Genomic DNA, 21870 nt, shown 5'->3' with positions numbered 1-21870 from the left:
ACAATTCCGCGACCGGCGGGTTGCGAGGGGTCAGCAATGCGAGGTGGCCAGATGCCGAGTGCGAAAACGATCAGGCCAGTCACCTTCGAGGAAGGCATCGGCAGGTTCCGCACGGTGAACGATGCGCGCGGTATGGGCGAGGCCCTGCTGGCGCATTGCGATAAGGGCGACCCCGAATACCAGATAGCCGCGCTGGCCTGTCTCGGCCTCGAAAGCGGCGCCGCCGATCCCGAACAGGCCCGGGCGGATTTCATCGCCGCGCTGACGGCCGCCGGCGTCTACGTCCGAGATTCTTGACTGAAAAGTCAAGTTCCCCGAGCGCCGGTATCAGGGCATACTCGACCCTTATCCAGTAACGCGGTGACGATGGTTGGCCGGCCAGTGCCCCCGGCCAACTCAAACGCCCTGTTGAGTGCTACCGCACCCCCCACCTCGCAAAGATCGCGCCGGAGAGGCCAGCGGCCGCGACTGCGGTGCCGATCACCGCCTCGACATTGATCGACAGCATATGCGTGGCGGCGTCATAGGTGACGCCCCAGCCGCCCAGCAGGCCGGCCAGCATGGTGAGCAGCGGCGACAGGACATAGATTGCCATGCGAACGAAAACGGAATTCATAGGTCAGGTCTCCTTGGTAAGTGCGGCCCAGGTCTTGGGGCCAATGATGCCGTCCTGGACGAGGCCGGTGGATTTCTGGAATGCGCGGACGGCGGCGTAGGTATTGGCGCCGAAGATCCCGTCGATTCCCTTGGTATCGAAGCCGAGCGTGGTCAGGCGCTCCTGTGCCGCGCGCACGGCCGCGCCGCGCGCGCCGAGGCCGATCTTCGGGCAGGCAGGCGCCAGAGCGTCTGGGATTGCCTGCCAGCGCCTGAACGCCGCCTTGAGCTTGGTGTGATAGCCATGGGTCACATAACCGGCGCCGTTGTAGCCGCGGGCGAAAGCGGCCCAGTCGTGGCGCCGCAGCTCATCGTCCAGCCCCTCGCTGATGATGAAGCTGATCATCGCCTCGAGGCCGGCCGCCTCGCTGGCGCAGAAGGCCTCGACCATATCGCCCGGCGTGGCGTAGCCCGCGGCGCGGTGGTTGAAGCCCATGATCTGGCCCAGGCCCCAGCTGGCCGAGCGCAGCGCGGCATTGGCATCGATTTTGATGGCCAGAGCCAGGCGCGGGTAGCTATCCTTGGGATAAGGTGCGCTGCCCCACCGCTGATAGGCGAGGCCAGAGGCCTCGGCCGCGGTGCGTTTCTGGCCCGGCCCGAGCTCGCGCCAGAAGACATGGGGCTCGAAGAGCATCTTCGGCCGGCCCTGGCTGTCGAAGCCGCCGCCCGAGGTTTCGACCTCGATCACGGCGCGGATCTCATCCTCGCCCACGCCGATAATCCGGCCGACGCGGGCCACGTCGATATCGGTGAGCCGCTGCGCACGGCCCTTGAACCCAGCTGGGTACATGCAGTTCTCCAATGAAAAGCCCCGCGCGAGGCGGGGCAGATTAGGGAAAAGTACGCCGCAGATCAGAGCGGCAGCGGCTCTGGGAGCGGATCGCCAACCAAGGTCGAGGCATAGAGGATCGACCCGCCCATGCCCGCGCATTCGTGGGTAAGCAGGATATCCCAGGCCAACTGGTCGATCGCCTCGTCACCGGCGCGGACGAAGGGGCAGCGCTGCTGGGTCAGGAAGCTGTAGACCAGATAGGACATACCGCGCGGATAAGGGCTGTCGCCCCGGACCAGGTGCAGGCCGTCGCCATAGATGGCATCGCCATAGGCTGTGCGCAGCGCCTCGACAAAGGGAAAGGCCGGGATGATCCAGACCGGGCGGCCGGTGTGCGCCTCCAGCCACTCGCGCAGGCCCTGCGAAAAGCCGGTCGCATTGGCATAGAGGTCGGTGCGTCCCTGCGGCGGCCAGATGTCCTGAACGATCAGTTCGCCGCCGGCCCGTTGCGCGTCGAGCGCGTCCCAATAGGCGTTTTGAAGGGTTTCGCGGCCCTGATCGCTGTCGAAGGCAGGGAACCCAGGCCCGAGCGGGTTGGTGAACTCGGCGATGACGGCCGCGTCCCAACTGCCGTTGAGCAGGTGGCCGTCCAGCGCGCGGATCGTGGCGAGCGAGGCATAGCCGGCATAATCCGAAAGCGCGGCGCCGGGCCAGTCTGTCTGGAGTACGCCGCCGAATGGCTCCGCTTCCTCGCCCACAGGGGCGCCATAGGCGGTCTGCACGAAGCTATGCCCAGCGAAGAGGATTGTGGCATCGGAGCTGATAGGCGTGCGCGGATAAGATGGCGCGCCGGCCCCTGCTTCGGCTGGGCCGGCATGATATCCGAGGCCGAGGCCAATCCCGATCAGCATCAGACCCACCCTGTGATATCGGTGGCCGTCGTGCCGGTGGCCAGGATCCGATCCGCGCTCACCGCATAGGTGCCGGCCGGCAGAGCGGCCGTCTCATAGGTCTGGCCATCGAGACCGCGCCACGCCAGCGTGCCGGACGCACCAAGGGTCACGGCGCGGATGACCTCGGGCAGGTCGTCGCCATCACTGGGCGTGATGGCATAAGAGCCGATCGCTGACGCGTTCGCGCCGAGCGAATAAGGGCTGAACCGATTTCCGGGCATAGGTCTACCTCATGAGAAAAGCCCCGCGCGTGGCGGGGCGGATGTGTTAAGATCGCAAATGGTTCGCGGTGACGTCGTAGGCGGACCTCGGTTCCCGGCAGGTTCTGGCCGACATGTCGGGAGCCGATTACATCTCGTGGCCCTGCGAATGCCGGACATGGTTTCCCGGGCTGCCACCCGGCCAACAGCCGCCACCCCACGAATGCGGATTTCACGCTTCAATGCGGTGGTAAGCCCCCTTGACCGCCAACTGCGCGGCGATAGATTTTCTGGGCCGGTTGTTTTCCTCAACCACCACCCGGCTAGGCCCTGGCGATGGCACAACCTCCCTCGTCAGGGCCGTCTCTCATCTCGGATGGGCGCTCGTATCGAGCCTCGCCTCGATCTTGCGCAGGCTATCGAGGATCAGCACCATCCGCTCATCCTGGCGCGCCGTGGTCGTTTCCATGGCGCGGATCCTGGCCTCATGTGCCGACAGGGATGCCGCGTGGTCTGCCAGCTTGGCCGCCATGCTGTCGGCGCGGCCGTTGAGGTGCCCCCAAGCCGTTGCACCGCCGACCACCATGCCGAGGACCACGAGAATGTTACCGGCGCTCAACCGGTTGTCGAATTGCAATCCAGCCATGCGGCCTCCTGGTTGGTCGTGAAAAAACCGCCGAAGCGGGTCAGGAGACGGTCCGCCTGATCTCCCGCCAGTCGGTCCCGGCAACATGGCCAGACCCGGTAGTCAGACGATACCATCCGTCGATGATGTATCCGGAACCGCTGATAGGGTTCGGGGCGCTGACGATCTGCCCGGCGATGTAGTGTCCGGTCGTCGGCATGGTCGAGCCGAAGCGATCCGTCATGCCGAGAACTTGGCCGAAATCAGCCGCCGATGGATCGCTGCCCACCCGCGCATAGTCGAACGGCACATTCGCCGGCACGTTTCGGACGCCCTTGTTATTCGGATTGTCGCCCAGACCTTCAAGGTGTCCGCTGATCGTCACCGGGGCGTAAAACCCGTGCTTGCCCGAGACCTGGTTGACCAGCCCCGTGACGTTCTTGAAGTGCCCGCCCTTGACGCGAACACTGGCATTGCGCACGGCGAATGCATCGGCCCCGTATGCGGCAGTCCAGACCCCATTCGGACCTCTGAGAGGATGGCGGTGAAGTGGATCTCCATCCACAACACCGCCTTCAAAGTCAAGAACCCCGAATCCGTCGATGTTATAGGCAGCCGATCCATAGAAATTCGAGACGATGTTGTCTCGGAAGATCATGTTGACGAAATCTTGGGCAGCGTTGTTATTAAAACCCCAAATCCGCCACGGATTGCGCGCGCCGAACGACAGGTTTCCAGAGACGATGGCGTTATGGAATGTTCCTCCGATCCAGTAATGGTCCCGAATGAAATCGGACTCGATCACGTCTCCTGCATAGGGGGGCGCGCCAGAGATATACCGAGGCCCGAACCCGTAATCAGTATAGGCCGCAGTCGGTAGGAGCGTGCGCAGGCATTTGTTTCCGGTCACTGAGACATTGACACTGCCGATATAGTTGCCACCAGCCGACCACCATTCATCAGGCGGAACCACGCCACCAGAGCCGTCAGCCCCCCAAACGTAATGCGTGCCATCAACAGTATCTAGCGCATAGGCGGGGCTATAGGTCACGCTGTCGCTGTCTCCATAGGCATCACTTATGGCGATCAGATAGCCCGTGGTTCCAGAGCCACCCCATCGCGACCTGCCGAACCCATCAATAAACAAGTTGTCTGATACGTCTATATTGTATCGCGCGATATTGCCCGACTCCGGGTTTCCCGTACCGATGTCGTTGGCTCGCATCATGCCGAGCCTAACGCCCCTGACGGTCGGACGGACGAAGATGTTCCCAGACACCCGCATGTTGCGTGATCCGATCCCGTAGACGCCTTGGCTATCGACAAAGATGTTGTCTGTGATCAGGGTGTTTTCTCGCAGGCTGTTTGCCTCGTTTCGCACCGCCGCTATACTGTCGTCGCATACGCGGTAGAAGTAATTTCCGGTGACCTGAACATCGTCGCTGTTGGTGATATGCAGGCCGTCTCTGCTGATCGTATCGAAAATGCATCCGGTAACACGAATTCTATCACACCATTTTGCGATAACTGCCATGTTGGCCGCGTCCTTGATGCGCACTCGCTCCATAACAAACTCTCCGCCGAGATCCCCCAAGGCAATAGTCTGGCCACTTTCGCCCCATTCGCCGCCGACGCCCCAATCCGAGATGATGGACAGGTCCGCGAAGCGGATGAACTCGGCCGGGGTCGATGTCGTTCGGAAGAAAAGCCCCTTCTTGATCTCTGGAGATACGCCCTTGTCCTGAAAATAGATACGAGAGGCGTCCATGCCGCGACCAACCACCTCCAGGTTGGTCGCGTTGAAAACGCAGGTCGAGCCTGAGCCGACGTTTTTGACCACGAGGAAATTCCCGGCGTTGACGACGACCCGGCGAACATTGTTCGCGACGGCCCAGCCGATCATGGACTGCAACATCGTGCGGCAATCCGTCCCTGTCCATAGGCTGGCATCTGCCACAGCGCCCCAATGGCGCAACGTGGCTTCATCCTTTGGGATCCAGTGCTGCGAGCCTGCGGTGGTGAGCGGGATATTTTCCGTCGCCATCGCCGCCGGCTTGCGAACGTAATCCAGCATCTCCCCATCATGGAACACGCGGATGGATTGCACGATGGACGGGATTCCAGCCGAAATTGCGGCTGCGCGGGACTGAAACGGGATGGCCGCGAATTGTGTCCGGCTCTGGGCAAGCTCCTGATCGGCATTTTCGGTCTTGATGCGCGAGACGACGACCGAGGCCGCGCCGCCAGCCCGAACCCCGAACCTCACCCATCGGGAATTGGCGAACGAGCTCGGCGGGACGATTGAGACCGGGGCGCCGTCATCGCTGAATGGCGAGACGATGATACTGGTCGTGAATTCCGATCCGTCAGCGGGGGCCGCGAATGACAGGAGGCTGGTATAGAGCGCCCCGCCGAAATCCTTGTTCAGGCCGATGGCGGCGATGTTCAGCGCCAGCGTCCCGGATGTGGGAGCGAGGACCCGAAGTGTTACCGTGACCCTCCAGGAGTTTTTTCCCCACGGAACCACGCCCTTGGTCAGCATGTTGTCGCCAGCCGTAGTCGGGTTCCACTGAGCGGCCGGCCCGAAAATCGTATCCGAGACGGCCGCCATCTTGTCCGCCGGCAAGGCCGCTGTCGGTGCCCCGCCGCGCTGGCTGGTCCACCCCTGCAATCCAAGGATGAAACTGTCCGGGAGGACGGCGCCAGCATTGCCGACATTCGCAGCCTGACCTGCTGCAGCCGTGGCCGTGTCAGCCGCGCCCGTAGCAATGCCTGCGGCGGCGCTTGCGGTATTCGCAGCGCCGTCAGCATCCTCAGCCGCCGTCACCGCGTCCGACCGCGCCTGCTCGACCTGCGGCAGGGCGACAGACAGATCCTCGGCCGCCTGGATCGCGGCGTCAACCTGCTCCTGCTGGGCCTCGCTGATGCCCTCGCCTTTGGGGCCGCGTTTCGACACCCGAAGTCTGACGATCTTTGCCATTAACAGCCCTCCGAGATACGGATGATAATATCATCCTCAAAAATCAGCCCTTCGCCCCAATCAAGATAGAGCGACGCGACATAATCACCTGAAGGACCGTCAAGCGGCTGCAGATCGACATCGAGATCGCCATTGATTGGCAACACGGTGCAGACATCTTGGGCGCAAACCCGAAGCTCACCCGTAACGCCGTCAGTATCCGCGGGTTGATCATGATCATCGACCAGGTCGAAGTGATAGACATTGCGCGAGCCGCGCCTGTGGTTGATGAGCGTCATAGATCCTCGCGAACAGAAAACCCGCTTAAAGTAAGGCGGGGTTGTGGTTAGGAGTTGAGGGTCAGATGCCGAACAGCCCGTCCAGCTGCGCCTCGCTGACGCCCATGGCGCCGGCGAGGGCGAGGAGAATGGGGTTCATCCTCTCAATCATGGTGGCGGCTCCCCATCTGACCACCGCCTCCAGCTGCACCTCAGGCGGCAGCCCCTCGAACACCGAAGTCAGCGACGGCGGGATTTCACCGCGCGCGGCCGGGCCGGCGTCCGAGGGCTGGATAATGCCGGCGGCGATGGCCGCCAGGAGGAAGTCGGGGCGCGGCATGACGGCCGCCGCTCGTGCGGCCGCCATCTCTTGCAGGGGGTTCCGAGGGTCTGTCCACTCGCCAGAGGCGTAGTCAAAGACGGCCCATTCGCCGGGACTTTCCGGCATAGGAGTGATGACCCCATTCACAAGCCGCCACTCACGAGCCCTGTATTCTCCTTGGACGAGAACCTGATGGCCCGTGGCGTTCAGCATGGCATCGGAAATATCCGTCACCGATAGGTTTGAAACAACGGCGCCCGTAGCGGCATCAAATACCGTAAATGGGGTCATTTATACCACTCCAGATCCGTCATTTCCCCGGCAAGTGTTCCGTGCAAACCGCTTGTCACGAACCGTATGGACATGTTGTGATTACCTGCCGGAAGGTCACGGATCATATAAAACTCATGCGCCAGAGGCAACGCAGGCCAGTTGTTGTTGTCCCAGGGATCGCCATAGCCCCTGTTATTCGACAAGGAGCCCTGCCCGACAATTTCCCCGTCCAACAGGGCCTGCCAGTGCAGCGTATCAGCACCGCCGCCATTGCTGGGGGACCAAAGGCGGAATGATTGCAAGTGGACCCCGGCTTTCAAGCTGTTCCAAGCGAGATTTACGACAACCACGCGAGTCACCGTATTGTCGGTGGAAACTCCTGCGCTGTTTTTGCTGTTCCGGCGTTGAGTAACCGCACCGTCCTTGATGTTGATCGTGTCGACGGTCAGGTCGGCGATTTTTGCCCCTCTGATCTCGGCGTTCCCGATATGCGCATTCTGGATGACCGAGTTCTCGATCTGGGCCGAGTTGGTGATGATACCGGATGATGCAAGGAGCCCGCCCGTGATCGTCTCGGCCTCGATATGCACGCCCCGGATGGTCCCGTCAACGATCAGCTCGCCGCCGTTTTTGATTCTGACTTCCGGGGAAGCAATGAACACCCGGCCCCCGACTGTGGAGTTACCGTAATCAACGAGCCAGATTATTCTGGCCCTAGTTGCAGTAGCAGGGACGGTAATGGTTGAGGAATACCATTTGGGGAACTGGTCGATTGGGACGTTAAACGCCTTGATGTTTACGTCAGAAACAATCGTATTATCGGTTTTGAAAAACCTGATAAATGCCCTGGCCCCAATTTGCTGAGTTGCGCCGTCGGAGCGCATTTGAATGCGTGCAAAGAGTTCTCGCCCAGCATCAACCGCGAACAATCCAGAACCGACCGACGGAGACATGCCGCCTCCGCCAGGAACGTCTAGCCTCGTCCAATAGGCCCCGGCAAAGGAATCCCCTGAAATGTTCCGAACCCAAGGGCTTGGGATGACCCACGAACCGGCATCCGAAATATCCGCGTTAGGCACAAGGTTTGTGAAATCGGCAACCAGCAGATGCCGGGCCGCCACCGACTGCGCCGCAAGCTGGTCGGCGCCGATGGCGCCGGCCGCAATCTGCGCCGCGGTCAGCTGTCCGACGATCTGATCGGCTGCAGCCTGATCGACCCACGCCGTGCCATTGTAGCGATAGAGCCGGCTGTTGCTGGACAGCACGACCATATCGCCGGGGCGCTGGCCCGTTGTGGGGAGAGATGAGACGACCTCTGGCACCCGGATATTGGCCGCAAAGGCGGTCTCGTCCAGCATCCCGGTCACGCTTTCCTGGATGAAATGCACCCACGCCGTGCCGTTCCAGCGATAGAGCCGGCTGTCCGCGAGGTTCCATGCCAGCTCGCCGACTTCCGTTCCGGGCACCGTCAGGTTGGCGATGATACGGGTGGCCTTGAGACCTGCGCTCTCGAACAGACCGATCACACCGCCGACGAAATCGCCATCGTCCAGATAGATCGCGGGCGTGGTCGCGTTGACCCATGCCGTCCAGCTGCTCTTGGGCGTAAGGTCGGAAATGAGCCGCGCACGCACCTGATAGGTGGTCTGCGGCACCACATCCAGGATGCGCCAGATGAACGGCGCGTTAAACGGGCGCTGCACGTCCATATAGGGATCGGTCGTGCCGTTTTTGCGCACCTGGATCTGGATATGCGTGACCCCCACCTCGTCCCCGGAGCAGGAGACCCGGATTGCGGGTGCGCGGGCACGGCTGGACGCATCGGTGATGGTCTCGCCCGTGACCGCATAGCCCGAGATGGGTTGCGTCCAAGGCCGCACGACGACCGGCGTCACTACCGTGGTCGGCAGCTCGAAGTCGCTGGTCCAGTCGTAATCGCTGGGGTCCACCTCGCGCAACGTGACCAGCACGTTCATGCCGGGCGTCGGGCTGACAGATTCCACCACGAACAGCTTGTTGATGTAGCCGTTGCGCTTGCTGGACCATGACACCATGTCCACCAGCGGTTCGAGCGCATAGGCTTCGGGCGGCAAGTGGAACTGATGCAGGCGCATGCGGCGATAGTCGCGCATCTGCGCACGCATCAGGCGTTGCACCTGGCGCCGATAGGGCGCGGCCGGATAGCTCAACGAAGTCGGCAGGTAGCGGCCGCCATCGGCCGCCGTGGCGTCTGCATCGACATATTCCGGCGCATCCTTGCTCGACCACTTCTCATCCGGCTCGGGATAGGTCGCGGTCAGGGCGTTGAAGGTGTCGCCCAGGCCGTTGAACGGCTTGTAGCTCTGCCCCTCGGTGATCAGGATGCTGTCGTCGGTAAAGGCAAAAACGGCGGCGCCGGGCAGGCCGACGATGGGCTTGAGCTTTCCGCCAACCTCGGCGAAGCGCATGTTCGCGGCCCGGCCGATCTCCTCCAGCACGTCCGCGGCGGTCATGTCGGCCGAGACTTGCAGGCCGCACCGGAAAGCAGGCTCGGTGCCGCCGCCCGCGAGCGAAACCGAGGCATCGCAAGCGTTCATGGCGGCAAACCATTCTGCCAGCGGCAGGCGCCAGGCCGGCAGGTTGCGGCCTCCGAAGATCCACTCGCCACCGTAATAGATGCCGCGCGCGATGTTATAGGCGATGACGGCTGGGTTACGGGTCGGCTCATAGGTCGATCGGTTGCCCCAGCGGTGCGCGCCCGATCCGCCGGCCGTGCTGTCCTTGCGCGGGTCATACAGCGGCAAGGGTTGGGGCTGGAACAGGTAGCTGGGCTTGCTGGTGAGCGTGTCGCTGTCGTAGCGGGTCGTCACCACGGCATAGCTTTTGCCGGTGCCGATCATTGCCGCGGTCCATGGATAGTCCGGGTCTGACCCGAACAGAGACACCAGCATGGAGTCGGCCGCGGTCTGCGTCCCGCCAATCCAGCGCACCCAGATCCGGTGCCCGTCGTCGTCGTAATTCGTGACCGGGTATCCCAGATTGTAAGACGTGCCGTCCGTGTCGGTGGTGCCGAGGATGACCCCCTTCTCGTCGTCCACCCACATGGCCTGCAGGCCGGGCTGCGGCAGGCAGGATACCTCGATCACCTCGGTGATGTAGCGGTTATTCTTGCCCCAGGAGCCGATGTATTTCAGCTTCCCGGCGGTGACGTAATCGCCAGCGACGAAGGACAGCGGCGTGTCGTCTCCGAAATCGACCTGGAACTGTATGTCGACCTTCGGCTTGTCCATCGTCGCTTTGCTGATGGCCGAGGAAAGGAGGCTCGCTCCGATACCAACAGCGACCCGAGTCAGCGCGCCGAGAACGCCGCCGGCGGCCATCGCGTTGCCAATCCACGTGACCGCAGCCACAATCGGCCCGGCATGCGCAGGCCCGGCGATGCCGATGGCAAGCGCCGCGAGAACGAGAATCTTCTTCATGTCTTACCCGACTTTGAAGGCCCGGATCATGTCCTCACGCGGCCGGCGACCGTGGCCAGCTTCGGTCAGGACGATCAGGCCCGAGGCGTCCACGACGCACAGGGCTTGCTTGAGCGGGCCATCGGCCTCGATCAGGCCGATGTCGCCCACATTGGCGAAAGCAGGAGCAATTTCCGGCAGGAGCGAGGCGACCAGATCGGCCAGGCTGCTGAACCCGGCCTTGTGCAGCGCCCTGCGCGCCCCGGACGGGCTCACATAGCGCCCGCGCCACGGCCGGGCGATATCCTGTCCGGTGATGGCCAGCACGGCCCCGGCAGCGAGGCCCAGGGCGCAATCCTGCGTTCCCCACGCGAAAGGGTCGCGCCGCTGGCGGTCCATCTCGGCGGCGAAGCGAGCCCGCCAGTCAGGCAGGCGCATCAGCGTCTCTGTCACGGGTCACCCCTTCTTATACCACTGGATCTTTCGCGCCCCAATGGTGCTGGCGTATTCGCTGAACCGATCTCCCGCCGCGCGCCGCTTCTGGTGCGCGTCCGAGGATTTCGCCGGATTGGTCGCGGTCAGCATCACCATTAGCTCGGACCTGACCGAGAAGCTGATCGCGCCCTCTCCGTCATAGCTGGGCGTGCTGATCGGCCCCTCGTCCACGATGCCGACCCATTCCAGCTGCGGCTCGCTGGCAAAGGTGCCGCCGATCATGCTGGTGACATGGATCTCGACATAGGCCAGCCTCGGGTCCAAGCCCCGCGCCATTTCCTGGGCGGCGGGCGCAATCTGCGACATGGAGACCGTAACCGGATTGTCGGTCAGATCGCCGACCCGGGCCAGACCCTCGACCGCCAGGCCGACGCCGCCGAGATAGGTTCTGCTGGCCGTCCCGCCCCCCGGAAGGGGGACCGTGATGGCCATGTCATCGGATCGGGACCAGAACCCCATCGCGCTATCCGCGCCGGTGTCGCGGTCCTTGGCCGCCATCCAGACGAAATAGACCGGCTGGATTCCGTCGCCACGTGCGTTTTGAAGGACGGCCGTAAGGCCGCTGTCGTATTGTCTCATCGCTTCTGCACCAGAGAGAAAGAGGCCCCGGTGGACAGCCCGCCGGGGATCTCGCGGTAGGGGGTGAAGCCGCCCGGCGGCACGCGCAGGCGGATTACAGGGTTGGCCATGGAGACTGCGGCGCCGGTCGCAACCAGCAGGGGCAGGGCCGGGCTGATGGCCACCTGAGCGGTTGCCCCGCTGCTATTAGCGGTCACAGTCTCGGCGAACTCGCCGAAATAATATCCGGCCCCGCTGCGCAGAATGCTGAGGCGGTCGCCGGCAGTGATCCGGTAGGCGGCAGGCAACCCGGCGAGCGCGATGGCCTGGCGAGTGGCGCCGATGGCGCTGATGGTGACACCAGAGCCCGGCGCATCCCCGGCAGCCGGAGAATAAGACGGGTCCGAGAAGTGAAAGGACTGCGTGGTCCCGAGCGCGTTCATCTTGGCGTTGATTTCGCGCGCCAAGGCCCATAGACACGGCGAAAGTGTGGCAGACACTCGCCAGAGGGGATCCGCCATTTCGGCCGCCCAGAACTGACCGCTGCCAGCCCCCGACATTTCCTCGAACCGGACGGGCTCTATGGTGCAATCCGCCACCGGCAGGATATTCGAGAGGAACGCCAGCGGATAGGGTTCGGCGAGTGCCATTACTGGCGCCTCCTCGGGTTGCGCTGGAACTGCTGGATCTGCGACGGAATGGCCGAACCCACAGCCTTGCCCATGCGCGCGGCCGAACTGTCTGCAATCTCGGTCACACGGGCGTCGAAGTAAGGCGACTTATCGATTTCGACCCGGATCACCGCGCCACCGGCTGGCTGGCCCTTGGTGCGGTCGATGACCGTCTCCTGCGGATGCATCATGGCCAGGAACCCGCCCTTACCGTCAAGACCGCCAGAGCGAGCGCCATTGCCGGTATCGCCGCCGCCGTCGAAGGACAACAACCCCCCCACCGTTGCGATCAGGTCGGAACCCCAGGAGGTTTGGCCCAGCAGCCCCAGCATCCCCTTGGCGAACTGAACCTTGGCCATTTCAGCCAGCAGGTTCGCCAGGGCCTCCTTTGCGCTGTCGGCCCCGTCCAGCACGGAACCAAACAGCCCCTTGAACGCATCCTGCCCGCGTTCCGTAGCAGTGCGGATGCGCTCCAGATGCTCCTCGGCGGTGACATATGCCTCGGCCATCTCATGAATGTCCTGTCTAGCCTGATCATTGATCTGCACCCCGGCCTTTTGGGCCGCATTGAGGAGCTTTTGTTCCTCTTCGATCACGGCCAGGGCATGTTTCCAGTCGCCGCCGGCCGTCGTGACCTGGGCTATCGCCTCCGCCTGCCGCTCAAAGGCCTCGGTCTGCGACTGGATGTCGGAGGTAGCCCGCTCGAACTCGTTTGCCCGCGCGCGCGCACTACGGCGGCCGGCACCCCGGCGCCGACCACCAGCCCCCCTCCCCCGGCGCGGTTCGGTGATCAGGCCCGACCACTCGTCCTGCAGGTTCGCGTCGATTTCGACCTGGTCGAGATGCCCTTGCAACTCGGCATCCGTCATCCCGAAATACTCCGAGCCGAAGGTGTTTCGGGCGTTCAGTATCTCCTGCTTGCGACCGGCGATCTCGCCCGCGCGTCGGGCTTCCAGGGCGCTGCCGCCAGCCTCGCGCACAGCCTTGGCGGCATTTATCTTGGCATTCATGATCATGCCGCCGCCGATGGCGGATATCAGCGAATAGGCTCCCTGCAGCTCGGCGTTGACCTGAGCCATGGCGTCGGCCCAGGCGAGCGTCTGGCTTTCATTGGCGTGCAGCGCGTCCAAAGCATCGTAGAGCGCAACCTTCTGCTCATCTGTAATGTTCAGCGCCTCGATGGCCGCGACCTGTTTGTCGTATTCGGCATCGAGTTCTGCTTGCCGCACCTCCAGCGATTCCTTGCCGTATTCGGCAATCAGCTGGTTCATGTAGAGCTGGCTCTCCATGGTTGCCAGCAGCTCGGCGGCCTTGGCCGCATCGGCCGCGCGGATCTCGGCGCGCTTGGCCTCGCCCTCCAGCAGGGCACGCTGGAGCGGGATCATCTGCTCGTTGATCGCGTTCAGCGCCGATTCGCCGGCACCGGCATCCTTCAGGGCGTTCAGCTGAGCGGTGTAATCGTCCAGGTGCTGGCGCAGCGTGGTCAGGTAATCGTCCAGGCCGCCTTCGGGCACCGGCTGGCTGACATAGGCATGGATGTCGCGCATGGTGTTGCCGAGCTTTTCGGCCAGCGCAAGGTTTTCCTGGCTGATGCCGCCAACCCCGAACAGGGTGTCGCTCCAGCTCGACTTGAAGCCGAGCTTGCCGGCGGCCTCTGCCAGGTTGGCAGAGGCAATACGACCGGCAGCGTCGATGCCGCGATCACCGAACGCATCGAAGCCCATGTCCGAATAGGCCTTGGACAGGATGCTGGAGATCGAGGAGCGGGTCTTCTCGGCCTCGATCATCATGATCCGGCGGGCAATCTCGGCGCCGCGCCGCGCCTCCTCGCCATACTGCTTCTCGGCCTCGCCGGTGTAGAGCAGCGCCACGCTCAGCGCGTCGTTATAGGTGGACATGCTGTCCTTGAGCGCTTCGAAGGCGTCTTTGGTCTTCTTCGCCTCGTCTTGCGCCGGCATGAGCCATTGCACGGCCGCAGCACCGAACCCGATCACGCCGATGGTGGCGAGCGACACCGGGTTGATCATGCCGACGAAGGCCGAGCCGAGGGCGCGCAACGCCCCTACCCCGCCGCCCATCTGCGTCAGCACCTGGCTGATCTGCGTGCCCTGCTGCAGGGCAAGCTGGAGGGGGTTCTGACCAGCAGCCAACATCACGCCGATGTCATTGAATTGCGATACAAGGTTGGCATTGGCGCCGGCCGCCGAGCGCAGATCGCGGCGGGCGGATGCCGCCGTGTCCTTCAGTCCGGTGATTTCGGTCTTGGCCTTGCCGATGCCGGCCGTGAAGCCGGCGGCATCGAGGCCCAGCGTGGCCTTTAGGACACCGACATTCGTCGCCATCACTTACCTCATACGAAAATCCATGGCCCGCCTTGACACCATAAGGGTGTTTCGGGCGACGATGATTGGACAGTCACCCGATTTGACGGGTGGCTGCGAAATCAGGAGATGCCATGCCCGCAATTACGATAATCGCTTGGATCAACTTCATCGCTGCCGGCATATTGGCGCTGATGGCTTTCAGCGGGAATTTGTTCCTGCTTTCACCGGCCGTAGCCGCAGCTATTTCGGGTTTCCTGTTTCTGGCGATCGACAAGGCTCTGACCTTGTTGGCCGAAATCCGGGATCGGCTTCCTGCTTCGCCAGTGCCGGAACAGCAGCTACCTCTCCCGCCTGAGGGCACCCCAACCAGAAGCTTTGCTGAAATCGAAGCCGACCTCGCGAGGATGAAAAGCAAGGTGCAGTCATAAGCACCGGCACAAATATGCCCCGGCCATCTCGGCAGCCGGGGGATATCTTCATAACCAAACGCCGAAGCGGTTTCAGGCGACGACATCTCTGGCATCTGCTAGCACCAGTCATCATACGTCGCATTTTATCTGCCCCTCTACCGCTCCCCAGGAGGCGGCCAGCACGCGCAAGGCCGCCTCCTGCTGTTCCGGGGTCTGCGGCCCCCGGCTCTCCCGTGCATCGGTGCGGAAGAACTCGTCGTATCGGGGTAATTTGCCCACCATGGCAGCGCCGACCAGCGCCGCCGTGTTCCAGGCGGTCCGGTTGCGCATGGTCATCTCGATCTTGAGCCGAGAGAGGGCCGCATGCATCTGCACCGCATAGAGGCGCGGCGTCAGCGCCCAGAACCCATCGGGCGAGAACCCCGCCGCGATGTGGTTCCGGTAAAGCTGCGCCAGGGTTATTTCGCCCGGCGCCTCTTCGGGCGCCTGCGCTTTCCCGGCCCGCCGCCTTCCTTGGGCAGGTCGCCCTCAGCCGGCATGGCAGCCTTGATCGCCTGCACGAAGGCATCCGGATTGGCATCGAGGATCTCGCCCGCCAGTTCCAGCGTCACCGTGTCGTCATGGGCCTTGAGCCCGCCAAAGATCAGCGCCCGAAGATCCCGGGCGCTGACCAGCCCCGCCTGCAGGCCGCCGGCAGCAAGCAGGTTGAGCATGGCGAAACCGTTCTTGCCGGTCACCTCCTCGAAGGTGCACAGCGCGGCGTAGTTGATGGTCAGCGCATAGGCACGGCCATCATGGGTCAGGGTGATCTTGCCTTGCAGATTCATGATGTCGCCTTACGGACCCGGCACCGCGGCCAGCAGCGGCTTCCCGGAGGGCTTGATGGTCACCGAGGCCGACAACTTGCCCTCGGGGGAAATCTCGCCAGGCGTGAAGGCGGTGACGATACCGGAAAACTGGAGCGCCACCGTGCCGCCGGGGAACAGCAGCTGGAATTCGCCCTTTCCCGCCTCGAAGGCGGCAAGCAGCGGGTCGGATACGGCGGGAACCCAGTTCACGTCGAAGGTGCAATCCGAGGCGGACTTCAGCCCGGCGATGAACTCGGCCCAGGCGTCCGGGCTTTCGAGATGGGTGGCATCGACAGTGTTGCGCGACCATCCCGCGGGCGTGATGCGGGTGACCTCGGCCACGGGCGTATAGGTGGCGCCGTTCTTGATGCCGAACCGGCTGCCAAGGCCGATCTGGGCGTTCGTCTCAGGCATGATCAGCCCTCCATGTGGAAATGTTGCGGACCGCGCTGCGCGCAGCCCGGGTTGATGTCAGGGAGCAACGGGCAGCGAGGCCTCGGGGCGCACGGTGGTGATCTCGAAGGTCATCACCAGGGTGCCGACGTTCTGGACGCCATCGGTGTTGCTGACGACCGAGGTTTCGCGCAGGAAGCAGAAGCGGTTCTGCGCCCGCAGCGCCGCCAGAACGACGGCCTCGATCACTTCGCTGTCTTCGTCGAGGATATCTTCGACATTCTCGCCGCCCTTCCGCCGCACGGCCACCTGCATGAGCGTCTTGCGCTCGGTGCTGGTCATCGTCTCCATGCGGCTGCTGTCCTGCGGCGTCAGAACGCCGATCACCGGCAGGCTGTCCGCATCGACCACCCCCGGCCACACCTTGGGGGCGGTGAAGTCGGCAAAGCGCAAATGCGCGATCAGCGCGGTCCTCACCACGGCGCGTGCATCCGAGCGATAATGGCTCATTACGCCTCCACCAACTGGCATTCGCAGATCAGGAAGGCATCCGACGCCGGCGAACCGGTCGGATGCACGACCATGACCTGGAAGGCGCGTCCGTCGGGCACGGTGATGCGGTCACCGCGGCCCACTTCAGCCGCCAGATCGCGCCTGACCCGCCACGTCGGCGCATCGATGCGGACGATCTGGCCATCGGCACCGTCGACCTCGATCGGCGTTTCGCGAAACATCGACATGATCGGCCGGGCGCTGCCCGCTCGGGGCAGGAAGATGACGGGATCGCCGAACACGTCGGACAGGATCCCGGTCATGCCGTCGAAGAGGCTGGGCATCAGCGGATCGCGCCGTCCAGCAGCACGATGCCGGAGGCCGACGGGTTTGCCGCGACCTCCACGGCCGCACCGATCAGGGTGTTGCCGGATGCGGTCGTGGTCACCAGCTTGCCAGCCGCATCCCAATAAACCTTGGCGCCGGCCGTCCAGGCCTGTGCCGAGGTCTTCGGCAGCTCGAAGACACCGCGTCGGACCAGAACGACCGGCTCGCCGACATCCGCGTCGCCCTGCGCCACGCCGAAAATGGCACCGACAAGAACGCCTTCGCCGCCCGAAACCTCGGCGGGGGCCGGAACGGTGATATGCTCACCCGGTTGGACCCAGTTTTTCATGTTCATACCTTTCGCAAAGGGGGGAATGACGAAGGGCGGCCGAAGCCGCCCTTTCGTCCTTGGATCGAACCCGGCTTACGCGCCGTTGTTCTTGTAGGCGCCGCGGAATTCGACGGCAGCGGCACCGAAGATGTGCCGCGCGTTCATCGTCACGGCATCCGGATTCATGCCTTCGATCGTCTGCACCGTCGGCGCGTTGTAGCCTTCGAGATAGGCATGCGCGATGGGCGGCAGATCGCTGGAGATCAGATACCAGGCGGCGTCCGACCCGCCCGCCGCGGCGCCGAGATTCGGCACCACGCTGGGGGACAGCGAGGACTTGTAGGGGTTGACCTTGCCGTCCTCGGCCGGGGTGACCGCCGTCGCGAACTGCAAGGCAACCAGCTCGAGCGCCGGCGGAACGATCAGCCGGTCGGGCTCGACCTGCATGAAATCGTCCTTGTCCTTGGTGCCGAAGGCGCGCTGCTCCCACATCGCCTTGCGCGCCGCTGCCACCGAGGCGGCCGAGATCGCCGCTGCCGCCGCGCCCGCACCCAGGTTGCTGTGGCTGGCGTGAAACAGGGCGATGTTGTCCGATTTCAACGTGGCATTGGACCGGATCAGCGCCCAGACCATGGAGTTCTCCATGCTGCGCGCAGCCATGGCGAATTCCGTCGGGATGCGCTGGAACGCGCCCATATCGTCGTTCACCACCGCCTCGAAGGTCAGCTTGATCGTGCGACCGCGGCGCTCGACCTTCAGGCCCTCGGCCTCGTCGGCGAGGGTAGCCGACTGGTATTCGCCGTTCTCGGCCACCGGTTTCAGCGAGAAATCGCCGCCGAAGCGAACCGAGTGCAGCTCGCGGAAATCGGTGGCGGTCAGGGGGGAGCCGGTGACCAGTTGCCAGGTCGCGGCACGGCGCTGATAGGCAGCCTGAAGGCTGCGGTTCATCACCTCGGTCGTGATATACGCGAAATCGCTGACGCCGAAGGCACCGCCCATCATGGTGGTGGCCCGCATCCCGCGACGGACGGTCTCGGAATCGTTGAAACTGCGACCGGGACCGGCAAGCTCCATGGCAAGGTGGCGCAAGCGCATGCCGCGGAACTGCTGTGCGGGGCCATCCGCCTGTCCCATCATGGCGCCGATCATGCCTTCAAGGCGGGTTTCGGTCTCGTCCCGGGTGATGGTCGCCCGCGGCCCGCCCGAGCGACCGGCCGGCTCGGCCGCCGCCATCGTGGCCATGAACCTGGCGCCGGCAGCATCGGCCGTCACGCCTTCGTCGATCAGGGCATCGACATCAACCTGCATCAGCCGGCCCGAGGTCACGAAGGGCGCGGCCATCTCGCGGATGGCACGAGCGCGGGCGCGGTCGGCGGCAACGGCCTGATCCACGGCCGACCCGCGCATTTCCGGCGTGGTGGGTGCGGCAGGTGCCGGATTGGGCGCCTGCATGGTCGAGGGCGCTTCGGTGACTGCGGGCGCGGGGGCCGCCGGCGCGTCGGTCGGGTTGTCTTTGGCCATCGCGGCCTCCTTTTGCTGATTGCCGCGCGCGGCGGCGGGGGATTGATCGGGCCTGTCGGCCCGGTCCTTTTTCTGGTTGGTTGCGGCGCTGACGCGGGCCAGGAGCGTCTTGTTGCCGCCCATGAACATCGCCTTTGCGGCATCCAGCGTTGCGGTGGCCGGCGCTTCTGCGTCGGCGCCGGCCACGCCGTCGGCGAACCCTTCGGCGATGGCCGCTTGCGGGCCATACCAGGTCTCGGCCTTCATGATTTTCCGGGCATCCTCGGGCGTCTTTCCCGAGGCGGCGGCGTAGACAGCCGCATAGGTCGAGGCGATCACCGCCAACTGGTCAGCGGCGCGGCGCGTCTCTTCCTCATTGCCCCAGACGCCACCCGACGGATCATGGATCATGATGTGCGATCCGGCCGACATCAGCCGTTGGCTGCCTGCCATAAGGATCAAGGAGGCCGCCGACGCCGCGAGCCCTTCCACGATGATACGGCAGCCGCCGGGATGGCTGGCCAGCATCGCGCGGATCTGTTCACCCGCGTTGACATGCCCGCCGACCGAATTGATGCGGACGGTGACCTGCCCTTCGCCCAGCTCGGCGAGCGCTTGCCGAACCATGCTGGGCGCGAAGAACACGTCCTCGTCCCACATCCAACTGACCCACGAATCGTCGATCACGTTGCCGCTCAGGATCAGCTCACCATTCGAAATCAGATCACTGCCCGTCTTCATCCTGCTCATCCTTCTGCTGCTTGGGCTGGCCCGGCTTGGCAGCCGTCGATACCGACAGCCCGTCGTCCTTGTCGGCTTGCTGATCCTTGACCCGCTCTTCGCGAATCCGGTCTGGGTCGCGCCCGAGTTCGCGCTGCACCCCCTGGCGGCTGTTGAGACCGGCATCGATCTCCTCGATCATGGCCGGGATTTCCTTGGTCGGATCGACCAGGATGCGACGCGGCGGCGTCCAGTCCATGGTGAACGGGATGCCGCCGTGGCCGACCAGACGCAGTCCGTCGCGGAACCAGCGTTCCATGCCGGCGCCGAACTGGGCGATCATCAGACCGCGCTGCCACATCCGGACCAGCCGGTCCATTTCGTTGCGGCCGAGCCGACCCGAGGAGAAGTTCACCTTTTCCAGGTCCACTGCGAGAGATTCATAGGTGACCCCGATCCCGGCCGCGATGGCCCGCAGGCCTTGCTTCATGAAGTCGGAATACCCCTCCACCGTGGGCGGATTGACGGTTACCGGCTCGGCGCCGTCCGGCAGTTCGACCACCGCGCCAGGGGCCAGTTCCTCGAGCCCCTTGCCACCCGTCGTGCCCTTGTTCGATCCGCCGACCCATTTCAGCATGATCGCCATCAGCGACGACATGCGTTGCTTCAGGATCTGCGCCTCCTGGTAATCCGACAGCTCTCCCAGCGTCATCATGACCGGTGCGAGCCAGGGAACGCCGCGCAGCTGCCCTGGCCGATCAAAGCGCCGGATATGGATCACGTCGGACCAATGCACCCGCGTCGAGGTAGGCGAGTTGCGGTGACGCACCGCGCCCGGATGCTCGGACAAGAAGTGATAGGCCTCTATGGCGCCGGTCGGCCCATACTCGACGCCTTCGATCACCAGGTTTGCGCCATGGCTCTGCACGGTCGTGTCGAGACAATCGGCCTCCAGCAACTCGACCTGATAGGGCAGCGCCAGGGCAGCACCAAACCGGGCATTCCGCGCCCGGCGGCGCAGGAATACCTCGCCATCGCTGAATACCGTCGCCATGCAGATCTGCTGCATCTCCTGCAGGTCGTATTCGCCAAGCGAATCTATGTCATTCGTCAGCAAATGCCGCCGCATCAGATCTTCGACCACGGGCTTGGCATTCGCATTGTCCGAGCGGATCGACGGGATGATGCCCTCTCCGACGACGTTCGCGACCACCACATCGCGGGCCCGGGCTGCATAGGCGCGGTTCCGGATCATGTCGCGGCTGATCTGCCTCAACCGTTCGCGAGACCCGAAGGCCGCGGCGTCGGCCGCCGTCGCGGGTGCTTTCCAGCCATAGGTGCGGCGCCCACGGGAGGCGGCGTCATAGTTCATGACGGCCGAGGCCTGTGCCCGGGCCGTCACGCGCCGCAGCCCGGTCTCCGGGCTGAAATAGCCGATGACGCGATCGATAACGTTCATCACAGCCCTCGCGTGGTGCGTGGATAGCTGACGCGAAATGACCCCGAAGCGCGCCCCGCCAGATCGTCCTCGATCATGTTCAGCGTCTCTTTCATCTCGGCCAGCGAGCGAAAGCGCACCCGCTCGCCGTTGACCTCCGCTTCGGAGACGCCTTTCGCGATGGCCGCGCGCAGGCGCTCGGCGTCAGCCTGGGTAAAGGGCATGGCGGATCCTCTCAGTGAAGGGTGACGCTCGCGGCGAAGCCAGCTTCGACAAGTGAATGGCGCTGCATGGCGCTCATCGCGGCTAAGCGCATCTGGTCAACTACTTCTGATCCAACCCCAACATGTAGAGATTTGGGGTCCCCTGGCATGTGCGGCTCGTGGCGCTGAAGCTTGATCCCGTAATCGGGATGCCCTTTCCAGCAATCCTTGACCCAGCGATACCAACCCCATCCGCCCTTGCGCGGAATGTTCACCCACTCGGCCTTCGGCTCCCCTTCGGCAGCCTTCGCCCAATGGGCGCGACACCAGTGCAACGCCTTCTTGTGGCCATCGGTCGTGATCTGACCCACTTTCGCTGCGACGGGGCGACCGATCTCCCAACCCACCACCGTATATGCTTGGGCCGCCTTGCCGGTAACGCGCTCCACGGCTCTGCGGTGCTGGCGAGTCCAGTCCATGCCGGAAGCCGGCGTGCGATCAACCGCCCGGGGCTCGTTGATGAGGGAGACGATAAAAGAAAGACGGGCAGTGAGCTGAGCAGATAATACGGAACAGTCCTGGGTTGCCTCGATGGGAACCCAACACTTCGTCCCGCCTGGGGTAAACCCTCCAATAAAACAGGGGGTACCATTGATGAACTGGAATACGCTCACACCCTCGTCCGAA

At 63.9% G+C, this 21870-nt stretch carries 25 protein-coding genes; 2 read left to right on the top strand and 23 right to left on the bottom strand.

The features are described from left to right. The coding region (locus tag ACFOMP_RS07095) for a hypothetical protein (RefSeq protein WP_379028938.1) at window positions 1-297 on the top strand (297 nt) is incomplete at its 5' end. A gap of 118 nt (window positions 298-415) precedes the next feature. Here ACFOMP_RS07095 and ACFOMP_RS07090 read toward each other — a convergent pair. The 13 genes from ACFOMP_RS07090 to ACFOMP_RS07030 all read right to left on the bottom strand — a co-directional run bounded on the left by ACFOMP_RS07090 (window position 416) and on the right by ACFOMP_RS07030 (window position 14539). Then, window positions 416-616, bottom strand: coding sequence for a hypothetical protein (locus ACFOMP_RS07090; protein ID WP_379027838.1), 201 nt, complete (start codon window positions 614-616; stop codon window positions 416-418). A gap of 3 nt (window positions 617-619) precedes the next feature. Then, complete coding sequence (locus tag ACFOMP_RS07085) at window positions 620-1456, bottom strand: N-acetylmuramidase domain-containing protein (RefSeq protein WP_379028936.1); 837 nt, start codon at window positions 1454-1456, stop codon at window positions 620-622. Window positions 1457-1506: 50 nt separating this feature from the next. Then, window positions 1507-2337, bottom strand: coding sequence for a hypothetical protein (locus tag ACFOMP_RS07080; RefSeq protein ID WP_379028933.1), 831 nt, complete (start codon window positions 2335-2337; stop codon window positions 1507-1509). After that, window positions 2337-2600 (bottom strand): spike base protein, RCAP_Rcc01079 family, encoded by a 264-nt coding sequence (locus ACFOMP_RS07075; RefSeq protein ID WP_379028930.1) that lies wholly within the window; start codon window positions 2598-2600, stop codon window positions 2337-2339. The genes ACFOMP_RS07080 and ACFOMP_RS07075 overlap by 1 nt, the downstream gene beginning before the upstream one ends. A 346-nt stretch (window positions 2601-2946) precedes the next feature. Then, complete coding sequence (locus tag ACFOMP_RS07070) at window positions 2947-3225, bottom strand: hypothetical protein (protein WP_379028927.1); 279 nt, start codon at window positions 3223-3225, stop codon at window positions 2947-2949. A gap of 40 nt (window positions 3226-3265) precedes the next feature. Then, a complete protein-coding gene (locus tag ACFOMP_RS07065) occupies window positions 3266-6184 on the bottom strand; it encodes a right-handed parallel beta-helix repeat-containing protein (protein ID WP_379028924.1) in 2919 nt (972 codons plus the stop codon). Then, window positions 6184-6462: a hypothetical protein gene (locus ACFOMP_RS07060; protein WP_379028921.1), complete on the bottom strand. Its 279-nt coding sequence runs from the start codon at window positions 6460-6462 to the stop codon at window positions 6184-6186. The genes ACFOMP_RS07065 and ACFOMP_RS07060 overlap by 1 nt, the downstream gene beginning before the upstream one ends. A gap of 61 nt (window positions 6463-6523) precedes the next feature. Further along, window positions 6524-7054 (bottom strand): hypothetical protein, encoded by a 531-nt coding sequence (locus ACFOMP_RS07055; RefSeq protein ID WP_379028918.1) that lies wholly within the window; start codon window positions 7052-7054, stop codon window positions 6524-6526. Next, window positions 7051-10494, bottom strand: a complete 3444-nt coding sequence (locus ACFOMP_RS07050; RefSeq protein WP_379028915.1) for a phage tail protein — start codon at window positions 10492-10494, stop codon at window positions 7051-7053. The genes ACFOMP_RS07055 and ACFOMP_RS07050 overlap by 4 nt, the downstream gene beginning before the upstream one ends. 3 nt (window positions 10495-10497) lie before the next feature. After that, window positions 10498-10926, bottom strand: coding sequence for a DUF6950 family protein (locus ACFOMP_RS07045; RefSeq protein WP_379028912.1), 429 nt, complete (start codon window positions 10924-10926; stop codon window positions 10498-10500). A gap of 3 nt (window positions 10927-10929) precedes the next feature. Further along, entirely contained in the window at window positions 10930-11400 is a 471-nt protein-coding gene (locus ACFOMP_RS07040) for a hypothetical protein (RefSeq protein ID WP_379028909.1), read from the bottom strand. A 143-nt stretch (window positions 11401-11543) separates the two neighbouring features. Next, complete coding sequence (locus ACFOMP_RS07035) at window positions 11544-12176, bottom strand: hypothetical protein (protein WP_379028907.1); 633 nt, start codon at window positions 12174-12176, stop codon at window positions 11544-11546. Then, window positions 12176-14539, bottom strand: coding sequence for a phage tail length tape measure family protein (locus tag ACFOMP_RS07030; protein WP_379028904.1), 2364 nt, complete (start codon window positions 14537-14539; stop codon window positions 12176-12178). The genes ACFOMP_RS07035 and ACFOMP_RS07030 overlap by 1 nt, the downstream gene beginning before the upstream one ends. Window positions 14540-14652: 113 nt before the next feature. On the opposite strand from ACFOMP_RS07030, the gene ACFOMP_RS07025 reads away from it, so the two are divergent. Next, on the top strand, window positions 14653-14949 hold the full coding sequence (locus ACFOMP_RS07025) for a hypothetical protein (RefSeq protein WP_379028901.1): 297 nt from the start codon (window positions 14653-14655) through the stop codon (window positions 14947-14949). A gap of 111 nt (window positions 14950-15060) precedes the next feature. On the opposite strand, the gene ACFOMP_RS07020 is transcribed toward ACFOMP_RS07025, so the two are convergent. The 10 genes from ACFOMP_RS07020 to ACFOMP_RS06975 all read right to left on the bottom strand — a co-directional run. After that, complete coding sequence (locus ACFOMP_RS07020; protein WP_379028898.1) at window positions 15061-15267, bottom strand: hypothetical protein; 207 nt, start codon at window positions 15265-15267, stop codon at window positions 15061-15063. Window positions 15268-15389: 122 nt separating this feature from the next. Continuing rightward, a complete protein-coding gene (locus ACFOMP_RS07015) occupies window positions 15390-15758 on the bottom strand; it encodes a hypothetical protein (protein WP_379028895.1) in 369 nt (122 codons plus the stop codon). A gap of 9 nt (window positions 15759-15767) precedes the next feature. Next, window positions 15768-16193, bottom strand: coding sequence for a phage tail tube protein (locus ACFOMP_RS07010; protein ID WP_379028892.1), 426 nt, complete (start codon window positions 16191-16193; stop codon window positions 15768-15770). A gap of 57 nt (window positions 16194-16250) precedes the next feature. Next, entirely contained in the window at window positions 16251-16682 is a 432-nt protein-coding gene (locus ACFOMP_RS07005; protein ID WP_379028889.1) for a hypothetical protein, read from the bottom strand. Further along, window positions 16682-17008, bottom strand: a complete 327-nt coding sequence (locus ACFOMP_RS07000) for a head-tail joining protein (RefSeq protein WP_379028886.1) — start codon at window positions 17006-17008, stop codon at window positions 16682-16684. Before ACFOMP_RS07000 ends, ACFOMP_RS07005 begins: the two co-directional genes overlap by 1 nt. Then, window positions 17008-17340 (bottom strand): DUF2190 family protein, encoded by a 333-nt coding sequence (locus ACFOMP_RS06995; RefSeq protein ID WP_379028883.1) that lies wholly within the window; start codon window positions 17338-17340, stop codon window positions 17008-17010. Before ACFOMP_RS06995 ends, ACFOMP_RS07000 begins: the two co-directional genes overlap by 1 nt. Window positions 17341-17415: 75 nt before the next feature. Next, the gene (locus ACFOMP_RS06990; protein WP_379028880.1) at window positions 17416-19563 is read right to left on the bottom strand and encodes a head maturation protease, ClpP-related; all 2148 of its coding nucleotides are present in this window, start codon (window positions 19561-19563) and stop codon (window positions 17416-17418) included. Beyond that, window positions 19547-21001, bottom strand: a complete 1455-nt coding sequence (locus tag ACFOMP_RS06985) for a phage portal protein (protein WP_379028877.1) — start codon at window positions 20999-21001, stop codon at window positions 19547-19549. Before ACFOMP_RS06985 ends, ACFOMP_RS06990 begins: the two co-directional genes overlap by 17 nt. After that, the gene (locus ACFOMP_RS06980) at window positions 21001-21204 is read right to left on the bottom strand and encodes a phage head-tail joining protein (protein WP_379028874.1); all 204 of its coding nucleotides are present in this window, start codon (window positions 21202-21204) and stop codon (window positions 21001-21003) included. The genes ACFOMP_RS06985 and ACFOMP_RS06980 overlap by 1 nt, the downstream gene beginning before the upstream one ends. Window positions 21205-21215: 11 nt before the next feature. After that, on the bottom strand, window positions 21216-21870 hold a 655-nt coding region (locus ACFOMP_RS06975; RefSeq protein ID WP_379028871.1), incomplete at its 5' end, for a hypothetical protein.

Origin of the sequence: Paracoccus simplex (genome assembly GCF_042648325.1) — a bacterium.
GTDB lineage: Bacteria > Pseudomonadota > Alphaproteobacteria > Rhodobacterales > Rhodobacteraceae > Paracoccus > Paracoccus simplex.
This window is presented reverse-complemented; position numbering and strand designations above follow the sequence as displayed.